Source organism: Gilliamella bombicola (assembly GCF_900094945.1).
In the GTDB taxonomy this organism is placed as follows: domain Bacteria; phylum Pseudomonadota; class Gammaproteobacteria; order Enterobacterales; family Orbaceae; genus Gilliamella; species Gilliamella bombicola.
Window position 1 is genome coordinate 1 of the sequence record NZ_FMAQ01000023.1, and the last position, 10,917, is coordinate 10,917.

The window sequence follows — 10,917 nt, forward strand, 5'->3', positions numbered from 1 at the left end:
AGTGTGGGTATTACCCATGTGAGAGTAGGGTGCCGCCAGACTTTTAAATTAGAGAGAGCCCAGCAGTGATGCTGGGCTTTTTTGCTTTTGTGGTTTTATTTTATTATATAAATGGTAAAAAATACCCGAAATGAACACGTTAATAGCCTTTAATAAACCGTTTAATGTGACGAGTCAATTTTCAGCACATGAAAAATATCAGACATTAAAAGAGTTTATAAACTTACCTAAATTTTACCCGGCTGGGCGGTTAGATACCGATAGTGAAGGATTACTATTGTTAACCAGCGATGGGAAATTACAAGCAAAAATCAGTTCACCAAAGTTTAAATTGCCAAAAACTTATTGGGTACAAGTGGAAGGACTTATTACTCAACAGGCTATAGATAAACTTAGATCTGGTGTGCAATTAAAAGAATTTTTTACACAGCCAGCCACAGTAACCTTTCTTGATGAACCATTGCAATTATGGAACAGAATACCTCCTATTAGAGAACGCAAAACAGTACCAACTTCATGGGTAAGTATTACAATCTCAGAAGGAAAAAATCGACAAGTTAGAAGAATGTGTGCTGCGGTTGGTTTTCCTTGTTTACGTCTAGTGCGTGTGCAGATTGGAAAGTATAATTTATTCACTCACCAGTTACCATTAAGTGAATGGCGATTTATCACAACTAAAGATCTTTATTTATAATCAGTGTTACTTATTGGTTATGGATCACAAAATATTTCTTTTATCATCTTTTTAAAAGATCGAATGCATTGGGCTTTATTCTAAAATAAGATACAATGATCTTTAAATGATCGTGGAATAAATTATTTATGACTGAACAAAAAAAAGAAGGGTTTTTCTCCCGTTTAAAAAAGGGTCTTTTTAAGACTAAACAGAATATTGGATCTGGTTTTTTAAGTCTATTTAAAGGAAAAAAGATCGATGATGCTTTATTTGAAGAACTAGAAGAACAGTTACTTATTGCTGATGTGGGTTTTGATACAACGCAAAAAATTATAGACAACTTAACAAAGCAAGCTTCAAGAAAAGAGTTAAAAGATGCAGATGCATTACATGTGCTTTTAAAACAAGAAATGAAATCTATTTTAGATGGAGTCGATAAGCCTCTTGATATTAATAGTCATAATCCATTTGTTATCTTAATGGTTGGTGTTAATGGTGTCGGTAAAACAACGACAATCGGCAAATTAGCCCGTCAATTTCAGCAACAAGGTAAATCAGTTATGCTTGCCGCTGGCGATACATTTCGTGCTGCTGCTGTTGAACAATTGCAAGTTTGGGGGGAGCGCAATCATATCCCCGTTATTGCACAGCATACCAATGCAGATTCGGCATCTGTTATCTTTGATGCAATACAAGCAGCAAAAGCAAAGAAAATCGATGTATTGATTGCTGATACTGCTGGTCGATTACAAAACAAATCTCATTTAATGGATGAGTTAAAAAAAATAGTACGAGTGATTAAAAAGCAAGATGAAACAGCACCTCATGAAATTATGTTAACGATTGATGCAGGTACTGGCCAAAATGCTATTAGCCAAACAAAATTATTTAATGAAGCAGTCGGTGTAACAGGAATGACATTGACTAAATTAGATGGTACTGCAAAAGGTGGTATCATCTTTAGTATTGCAGATCAGTTTAATATCCCTATCCGCTATATTGGTGTGGGTGAAAAAATTGAAGATTTAAGACCTTTTGTTGCAGATGATTTTATCAATGCCTTATTTGATGAAACAGATGAATAGAGAAAAGCCATGATAGAATTTCAGCGTGTAAGTAAAGTTTATTCTGGTGGTAAATCGGCATTACAAAATATAAGCTTTACCCTGTTGTCTGGAGAAATGGCATTTTTAACAGGACATTCTGGCGCAGGTAAGAGTACGCTGATGCGACTAATTTGTGGATTAGAAAAAGCTAATGATGGCAAAGTATTACTAAATGGTATTGATGTTTCTAGTTTAAGGCGACAAGATATGCCTTTTTTGCGTCGCACAATTGGCATGATTTTTCAAGATCATCAATTACTGATGGATCATACCGTCTATGATAATGTAGCTATTCCATTAATTATTTTAGGTAAACCGGCGGAGGAAATTAAAAGGCGCGTGTCTGCTTCTCTAGATAAAGTTGGATTACTAAATAAAATGAAATTTTATCCAATACAGTTATCCGGCGGTGAACAGCAGCGAGTGGGGATAGCTCGAGCAATTGTTAATCGTCCAACTGTCCTGCTTGCTGATGAACCGACTGGTAATTTAGATGATAAACTGTCTAAGGATATTTTAAAACTTTTTGAAGAATTTAACCAAGCAGGCGTAACAGTCTTGATGGCAACCCATAATATGGGGCTTATTCGTCGCAAGCATCATCGAATACTGCATTTAAATCAAGGGTTTTTAGAGGTTAAAAATTAATGAGTTACGCTAATATTAAACCCACTAAATTAAAGAAAAAAGACAGCAATAGTTTTTTTTCACGTTGGAAAAGACAAATTGGCTATGCTTGGCGTAATACTTTTAATGATTTTTCTCAGCATATTTTTGCCTCATTATTGACCGTTTTTGTTATTGCTATCTCAATTACTCTACCTACTATTAGTTATCTACTTTGGAAAAATGCTAATCAAACAGCTCAACAATGGTATCCAACTCCCAACTTAACGGTTTATATTAATAAAGAATTAACACCTGAACAAACAACTGAATTGATCGCTAAACTTAAGTCTTATTCGGAAGTTGAACAAGTGAATTATCTTTCTCGAGAAAAGACAATTGAAGAATTTAAAACATGGTCAGGATTTAGTAGTGCATTGGATTTATTAGATGAAAATCCATTACCCGCTGTCGCAATAATTGTACCGAAAGAAGAAGCAAAAAAAACAGCCATATTGCATCGGTTACAAGCTGAATTACTTAATCTTGATGGCATAGATGATATAAAATTAGATGATAGTTGGTTTACCCGATTAACTGCGTTAACGAATATGGTCAAATCTGTTGTATGGATTATTTCGATATTTATGATTATTGCTGTATCACTTGTAATAGGTAATAGTATTCGCTTAACTATTTTTGCTAGAAAACAAACTATAGTTGTTATGCAATTAATTGGTGCAACAGAAGGTTTTATTTTACGTCCTTTCTTATATAGCGGTATTTTTATTGGTTTTGTTAGCGCTGTTGTTTCGTTGGTATTATCGGAAATATTTATCTTTCAAATAGAATCAATTATATTGAATGTTTCTGATGCTTTTGGAACAATTATTAATATTGAAGGCTTACTATGGGATGAAAGCTTATTAATTATACTTATTACTATCATTATTGGATGGCTTTCATCGTTTGTTGCGACTAAAAAATATTTAAAAATGACACAAATTACCTAGCTATTTTGACGTAACTAATTAAAATGTATATTAGTTTTAGTAAGTATTGAGCCTAGCAAGATGTTTTAGTAATTTTAAATAAAAAATATGAACTAATTTACAACTTGGAGGTCTAATTAATAAGTGAACGTTAGTTTAACGTTTTTAATTGTTGCATTTTATCTATGTAGCAACAACTAGTTAATTTAAAGGGGGAGTTAAATGAGTACTGATATAAAAATGCAAGTAGGTGCTTTAATTCCACAAGGTAATATTGAATCGTACATTCGCGCAGTTAATACCTATCCGATGCTAACAGCAGAAGAAGAAAAATCATTAGGTGAAAAACTTTATTATCATGACGATGTTGATGCAGCAAGACAATTGATATTATCTCATTTGCGTTTTGTTGCGCACATTGCTCGTGGATATTCAGGTTATGGTTTACCACAAGCTGATTTAATTCAAGAAGGTAATATTGGTTTAATGAAAGCTGTGCGTCGTTTTAATCCAGAAATGGGTGTGCGTCTAGTCTCATTTGCTGTGCACTGGATAAAAGCTGAAATTCATGAATACGTATTAAAAAATTGGCGTATTGTTAAAGTGGCTACGACTAAGGCACAAAGAAAATTATTTTTTAACCTAAGAAAGACCAAACAGCGTTTAGGTTGGTTTAATAATGCTGAAGTTGATATGGTGGCTGATGAGTTAGGTGTAAGCCGTAAAGATGTGCTTGAAATGGAATCACGCATGTCAGCACAAGATATGTCATTTGATATAGATAGTGATGACGATGATAATTCAATTGTTGCGCCAGCACTTTACTTAGAAGATAGCAATTCTGATTTTTCAAAATCAATTGAAAATGACAATTGGGAAAATGATGCAACAGATAAGTTACATGATGCATTATTAAAATTGGATGAACGTAGCCAAGATATCATCAAAGCGCGTTGGTTAGACTCGGATGATAGTAAGTCTACATTACAAGTTTTAGCTGATAAATATAGTGTTTCAGCTGAACGTATTCGCCAACTCGAAAAAAACGCAATGAAAAAATTACGAGTGGCTATTGAAGCATAGTTGATTTGTTATTGTTAACTTCTTAGGCCTTACTGATAAAAAAGTAAGGTTTTTTTTGTACTTCAACCTAATAAAACAATAAAAAATTATCGTTTTGTTTTAATTTTTTATTGTTTTATGCTTTGTTTATGTTATATTGTGTACAGTTTTATAAAAGAAAGGATATAAAGATGAACACAGATATGACTAAAACACATTCTCGATTGAATCAATATTGTCGCTTTATGGCATTATTAACATTAATTCCTATTCTAATTATGTTAATTAGCTCAATATTCCCCTTCTTGTATTATTTTTTTGATATGCAAAATATTGGGCTTGAATTTGGAGGGTTTTCTTTTATCCAAAGTGGGATTGATAATGTTGATCCTAAATCGTTATCTGGATGGCAAGCGGCTATCGCAACGTTAATCGATACTTCATTAATACTTATTTTAGCTTATGCATTTTATCAACTTAGATTATTGTTTATTAATTACAGCCAATCAGAGTATTTTTCGGTAAAATCAGCTAACCATTGTTACGTATTTGGCAAATTGCTTGTTTTATGGGGGATTATAAATTTTTTATCTGAACCTTTATTGACAATGCTCTTAACTTATAATCAAGACGCATCAGCACGATACTTTTCTATTTCTTTTTCTAGTGATGATATTATAACGCTATTTTCTGCCATGAGTATTATGCTTATAGGTCAAATATTGAAAAAAGCTTGCCAACTAGCTGAAGAAAATAAACAATTTATTTAAAAGGAGCCATATGTGCCAATTATAATAAATTTAGACGTAATGCTAGCAAAACGTAAAGTTAAATCAAAAGATCTAGCGGTAGCAGTTGGTATTACAGAACAAAATTTATCATTACTTAAGCAAGGTAAAGTAAAAGGATTTAGACTAGCAACACTCGAAGCAATCTGCAAACATCTAGATTGCCAACCGGGTGATATACTAGAATATACGAACGAAGAATAACTTATTAACTTATTGCAAGTAATGCTGCCTCTTGTGCGTGAATTAAGGCTGTATCAAAAAAAGGTATATTACGATCGGATTGAGAGATTAATAACCCTATTTCCGTACAGCCTAAAATAACACCTTCTGCGCCATTTTTAACGAGTTTATCAACAATATTAAGATAGGCTTGCTTAGAATCAGGCTGAATAATACCTTTGCAAAGTTCATCATAAATGATCTGATTAATGATATTTCTGTCTTGAGATTCTGGAATAAGCACATTTAAATTTTTATCGATCAGTTTAGATTTATAAAAGTCCTGCTCCATTGTATATTTAGTACCTAACAAAGCGACCGATTTAATATTTTGTGCTAGTAAATGTTTAGCTGTCACATCGGCAATATGAATAATCGGAATATTAATTGCTTTTTGGATTTGATCTGCAACTTTATGCATGGTATTAGTGCAAATTACAATAAAATCTGCACCAGCTAATTCTACTCTTTTAGCCGCATCAATTAAAATTTCTGCGCTTTTATTCCACTCATTATTGGCTTGGCAATTTTCAATCGCTTGAAAATCAACGCTATATAAAATTTATTTATTTTTTGTTAACTCGTCTTACTAAATAGTAGAATAGCTATGCTATAAAGTCTATATAAAAAATAATGTAGTTATAAATACGGCCTTTAAGGTAACAATCTTAAATGAAGAAAAGAAAAACACAGTTATGGTTTGCATCGATTATTTATTTCATACTCTCCTTGCCCTGTTTTGCCGATCCCAAAGTGATCCATGTTTTGGTGGCGCTTTGTGATAACAAATATCAAAAGATTGCACCTGTTCCAAAGGCGATAGGAAACGGTCAAGATCCCAAAAACAACCTTTATTGGGGGGCTGCTTACGGGTTTAAAACCTATTTTTCTAAGCAAAAAGAGTGGCAAATTGTACAAATTAATCGACCCAAATCAGGAATAATATTAGAAGAGATCATTTACAAACACCAAGACAAAGATGTTTATCTCATTGCACAGGCGTATAATGGCAAATATATTAACGATACTGTTGATGATTTTATTGACTACTCAGCAGGCAAAAAGGTAAAAGCGTTTAAATTAAGTGATAAAACGATCATAGCAGGTGGCAGCGCTGATCTGGTTGTCTACATTGGTCATGATTCACTAATGGAATGGTCATGGAAAAAATATTTACCTGATAGCTGGCGTTGGGATACATTATCAAAAGAACAACAAGAAAAACAAAAATCACGTTATGCGGCGGTATTTGCTTGCAAAAGCCAACAATATTTTACGCCACCACTATCGCGCCTAGGTATTACTCCGCTTATTTTAACTTTGCACCGTATGGCGCCCGAAGCGTATAGTGTACATGCAATGATTAACAGTTGGTTAAATGGTGAATCCAAGGCAGATATTCGATTAAAAGTGGCAAGCGCCTACAGCCAATATCAAAAACTAAGCAAGCCTGCTTTGCATATTTTTACCACCGAATACAGCCAATAATTGGCTAATATTTTGTTTTCAATAATCTTAGATAAATTATAAAGGTGTAATGAATTATGACAATACCAAAAATAGTTATTCTAACCGGTGCGGGTATTTCGGCCGAATCGGGTTTATCAACCTTTCGTGCCCAAAATGGATTATGGGAAGGTTATGATGTTAATGATGTAGCAACTTACGAAGGCTATATACGCAACCCAACAGTGGTACATGATTTTTATAATATGTTGCGCCGTAAATTACAAAATCCAAGCGTAAAACCGAACGCAGCCCACTTTGCGCTAGCTGAATTAGAACAGAAATTAGGCACTGATAACGTCTTAATTGTGACACAAAATGTGGATAACTTACATGAACAAGCTGGATCTAAAAATATAATACATATGCATGGTGAGTTATTAAAAGTGCGTAATGAAAAAACAGGACAGATAATTGATTGCTTTAACGATGTGAATTATCAACAAAACAAATTAATTCGTCCACATATAGTCTGGTTTGGTGAAATTCCCCTACAAATGGAACAAATTTATGATGCACTTTCGCAAGCAGATTACTTTATATCCATTGGCACATCAGGCAATGTCTATCCTGCTGCTGGTTTTGTACAAATAGCTAATCAAGCTGGCGCTAAATCGATTGAACTTAATTTAGAGCCAAGTCTAGGTGAAAGCCTGTTTCAAACCAAAATTTACGGGCCAGCAAGTAAAGTGGTACCTAAATTTATAGCGACACTGATCTAGCTATTATTTGAGCTTATCTAAATAATACTTACCACCCAAATTATTCATTTGAGTACGAATCCATTCTGCTTTTCTTTGAATATTACTATTGGGGTTAACAGGGCTCCATTTTCTTGGATTAGGCAAAATAGCCGCCAGTAAACTTGCTTGAGTAGGAGTTAATTGGCTAGCACTAACGTTAAAATAGTGGCGAGAAGCCGCCTCAACACCAAAAACGCCCTCATCCCATTCAACGCTATTTAAGTAAACTTCAAGTATGCGCTGTTTAGGCCAAGTAAGCTCGATCCAAAGCGTAAACCACGACTCAAACCCTTTACGAACCCAACTGCGCGATGGCCATAAAAAAATATTTTTAGCGACTTGTTGCGTAATGGTACTGGCGCCACGAATTTTTTTACTATTTTGATTATATTGTAAAGCCCGATTAATCGCCTTAAAATCAAATCCCCAATGATTAGAAAAGTTTTGATCTTCGGCGGCAATGACAGCTATTTTAATATTATTAGAGATCTGATCCCAATCTTTCCATGTGCGTTGTTGAGTAACATTCCAATGAGTGATTTTTCTTTCTACCATCAACATAGAACCAAAAGGATCGACCCAACGCATTAATAAAACAAGCAAAACGGACAATAGCACAAATCCAATTATCACTTTTTTAGTTATATTTAAAAATTTTTTGAATAAAGGCTTCATGCTGATTCAGGTAAAGTAACGTAAAAAATTAGCAAATAAGATACGATATATTAACGTTTTAATAAATAACTTTTTATAAACTCAACAATTTGAATTGGCTGATTAATATCAAATCTTGGCACATTCGTATCTAAAGGCTCATCACTAGCAATAGCCAAAGTAAAATCATCGATAAAAAACTGCTTTTGAACACGGCTTCGATGACAAATAATTTTAGGGATTGGCTCATCTTTAAATCCCTCAACTAAAATAATATCAACATCAGAAAATTGATTAACTAAAGTCTGCAAATCAGCAGGTTTATTGGGGGTTTCGCAAATAAAAGCATAACGATTATCACATGCGGCAATTGTTTGTAACGATCCTGCTTTACGTAATTTGTAGCTATCTTTTCCTGAAATATCAAATTCAATATCGTGATGTGCATGTTTTAAAGTTGCTACCTTAAAACCTTGCTCAACAAGTAACGGAATAACCTTTGCCAACAAGGTTGTTTTACCGCTACCACTGTAACCACAAATTGCGAGCGTTTTTTTTATATTCATTATTTCGTGATTCAAAAATGGTTATATTCAACTTAAACCTAATATACACTATTTTCTATGTTGAAAAAGGAGAGATCATCTTTAGCAAAAAGTGGTCAGGAAAAGTATTGATTTTATTAAATTTTTTCTGGCTATTTTTTAACAAAAACTGCCTCATAAAAACACAACAACCCATCCCAAAAAACGATGATTATGTTATTTGTCTTATTCCGGCGTCAGAATGTGCCGACAACAGAGCGAGGTTAGCACGCCAAACAGGGATGTTTGGCGAGTTTGTGGTGCGCCGGGAGCGCGTCCACAAACGGTGCGTTAAGACCGAGCGGCGCGGAGGACAAATTTGTCTGGAACAAATTTGAACATCTGAGCATAGCGAAGATGGCCTCGAAGAGGCGAGTATCAGGATGATACAAGTAGCGTAGCCGTAGGCCACATTCTGCAGCCAAAGCGTGGGTTGTCAGGGAATTCGCTCTAATTCCCTTAGCTCGGACGTGGTCACTGTGGCTATTTTGTTCACTATAGGCCAAAACGTCCGAAACCTGCGCACCCAATTTATTCTATTCACCAACCCAAAAAGGCCTGATTTTCCGCCCAAAAATCGGTCAGAAAAGGTATTGATTTTATTGAATTTTTTATTTGGTGTTTTTTAGTAAAAACCGCCTTATAAAAACACAATAACCCATCCCAAAAACGATGGCTATGTTGTCTGTCTTATTCCGGCGTCAGAATGTGCCGACAACAGAGCGAGGTTAGCACGCCAAACAGGGATGTTTGGCGAGTTTGTGGTGCGCCGGGAGCGCGTCCACAAACGGTGCGTCAAGACCGAGCGACGGCGGCGGACAAATTTGTCTGGAACAAATTTGAACACCTGAGCATAGCGAAGGTGGCCTCGAAGAGGCGAGTATCAGGATGATACGAGTAGTGCCGCAGGCCACATTCTGCAGCCAAGCGCGGGATTGCTAAGGAATTCGCTTTAATTCCCTTAGCTCGGACGTGGTCACTGTAGCTATTTTATTCACCCAAGGTCAAAACGTCCGAAACCTGCGCACTTAATTTATTCTATTCACCAAAACAAAAAAGGCCTGATTTTCCGCTAAAAATCGGTCAGAAAAGGTATTGATTTTATTGAAGTTTTTATTTGATGTTTTTATTCAAAAAACATCACCAAAACCATTTCCCAAAGCCCGCCAACATAAGCTGACTTATCCTTTAACAAAACTTTACAAATTTTTAACAAAAAAGGTAGCGTATTATTACTCAAGCGGTTATAATTTAATCGCTTTCAAAGCAAGGGAGTGCTCATTATTAGAGCAGTCAGTTATAAAAAATCTAAATAAAACAAAAATTTACTTGACAGGATGATCGAAATGCGTTACCATTTATGGCATCTGGCATCTGGCATCTGGCCTGCCAAACCTACGCCCTAAAACTTTTTAAATTTCACCGTAGTCGAAATCAGACACAATTCTTATTTTCATCACCGAGGTCATTTCGCGTAGCGAAATCGGAGACGTTATCGGCAGGGTTATCGCCGGGGTCGAGGCGTTTACCTCTTCTATCTAAATTTTCAGGTTTACCAAGCTTATCAGGTTTACTTAGATTATTTAGATTTTCTAAATCGGCGTTGTTCTTCGTGGTATTGTTGTTGTCATATTCACAGAGTTCTGTGGCATTAACGGCTTATACATCAAAATATATCGTGGGTAGTGCGCCATATTTAACATTCGACAATGGTCGAACAAAAGCCACATCAACGGATAAATTGTTGTCAATTCGGTTGCAGGATGGTCAGGTAATCACGCCATCAACCAATACAACAAGTGCAACAAATCCAATCAGGTTGCCGTACGTTGGGAGTAATTTAAGTCATATAGAAATGATAGTCCCATCATCAACTAATTCAGTGAGTTTAAGTGATTTGGTCACAAGGTATAATTATTGGCGAGATGATGATGGAGATGAGCCGGCTGTAAATGGTGTATCTGGGAATATATCGGTA

The 10,917-nt window shown here is 35.1% G+C and carries 11 protein-coding genes and 2 pseudogenes; 10 read left to right on the forward strand and 3 right to left on the reverse strand.

All coding sequences use genetic code 11. The features are described 5' to 3' along the window. The first annotated feature begins 130 nt into the window (after positions 1-130). From GA0061081_RS10840 to GA0061081_RS10870, 7 genes and pseudogenes are all read left to right on the forward strand, one after another. Positions 131-694, forward strand: a complete 564-nt coding sequence (locus GA0061081_RS10840; RefSeq protein WP_091350912.1) for a pseudouridine synthase — start codon at positions 131-133, stop codon at positions 692-694. A 143-nt stretch (positions 695-837) separates the two neighbouring features. Beyond that, positions 838-1,761 (forward strand): annotated as a pseudogene (ftsY, locus tag GA0061081_RS10845) (signal recognition particle-docking protein FtsY); the annotation flags it as partial. Between the two features lie 9 nt (positions 1,762-1,770). Continuing rightward, positions 1,771-2,430, forward strand: coding sequence for a cell division ATP-binding protein FtsE (ftsE, locus tag GA0061081_RS10850; protein ID WP_091350914.1), 660 nt, complete (start codon positions 1,771-1,773; stop codon positions 2,428-2,430). Continuing rightward, entirely contained in the window at positions 2,430-3,401 is a 972-nt protein-coding gene (gene ftsX / locus GA0061081_RS10855) for a permease-like cell division protein FtsX (protein ID WP_091350917.1), read from the forward strand. The genes ftsE and ftsX overlap by 1 nt, the downstream gene beginning before the upstream one ends. Positions 3,402-3,602: 201 nt before the next feature. Continuing rightward, positions 3,603-4,463, forward strand: coding sequence for an RNA polymerase sigma factor RpoH (gene rpoH, locus GA0061081_RS10860; protein ID WP_091350919.1), 861 nt, complete (start codon positions 3,603-3,605; stop codon positions 4,461-4,463). Between the two features lie 170 nt (positions 4,464-4,633). Further along, positions 4,634-5,212, forward strand: a complete 579-nt coding sequence (locus tag GA0061081_RS10865) for a DUF2975 domain-containing protein (RefSeq protein ID WP_167349355.1) — start codon at positions 4,634-4,636, stop codon at positions 5,210-5,212. A 12-nt stretch (positions 5,213-5,224) separates the two neighbouring features. Beyond that, complete coding sequence (locus GA0061081_RS10870) at positions 5,225-5,434, forward strand: helix-turn-helix domain-containing protein (protein WP_034910784.1); 210 nt, start codon at positions 5,225-5,227, stop codon at positions 5,432-5,434. Between the two features lie 4 nt (positions 5,435-5,438). Here the strand turns inward: GA0061081_RS10870 and GA0061081_RS10875 are convergent. Continuing rightward, positions 5,439-6,014 (reverse strand): annotated as a pseudogene (locus GA0061081_RS10875) (aspartate/glutamate racemase family protein); the annotation flags it as partial. Positions 6,015-6,124: 110 nt separating this feature from the next. Between GA0061081_RS10875 and GA0061081_RS10880 the strand changes: the two are divergent. Together GA0061081_RS10880 and cobB are read left to right on the forward strand one after the other, a co-directional pair. Next, a complete protein-coding gene (locus GA0061081_RS10880; RefSeq protein WP_091350926.1) occupies positions 6,125-6,940 on the forward strand; it encodes a hypothetical protein in 816 nt (271 codons plus the stop codon). A 56-nt stretch (positions 6,941-6,996) separates the two neighbouring features. Then, positions 6,997-7,680, forward strand: a complete 684-nt coding sequence (cobB, locus tag GA0061081_RS10885; RefSeq protein WP_091350928.1) for a Sir2 family NAD+-dependent deacetylase — start codon at positions 6,997-6,999, stop codon at positions 7,678-7,680. Between the two features lie 3 nt (positions 7,681-7,683). Here the strand turns inward: cobB and mtgA are convergent, their stop codons facing one another. Then, a complete protein-coding gene (mtgA, locus tag GA0061081_RS10890; RefSeq protein ID WP_091350931.1) occupies positions 7,684-8,376 on the reverse strand; it encodes a monofunctional biosynthetic peptidoglycan transglycosylase in 693 nt (230 codons plus the stop codon). Between the two features lie 50 nt (positions 8,377-8,426). After that, complete coding sequence (gene mobB / locus GA0061081_RS10895) at positions 8,427-8,921, reverse strand: molybdopterin-guanine dinucleotide biosynthesis protein B (protein ID WP_091350934.1); 495 nt, start codon at positions 8,919-8,921, stop codon at positions 8,427-8,429. A gap of 1,378 nt (positions 8,922-10,299) precedes the next feature. On the opposite strand from mobB, the gene GA0061081_RS11020 reads away from it, so the two are divergent. Next, positions 10,300-10,917: hypothetical protein (locus GA0061081_RS11020; protein ID WP_141683380.1), on the forward strand; the 618-nt coding region annotated here is incomplete at its 3' end.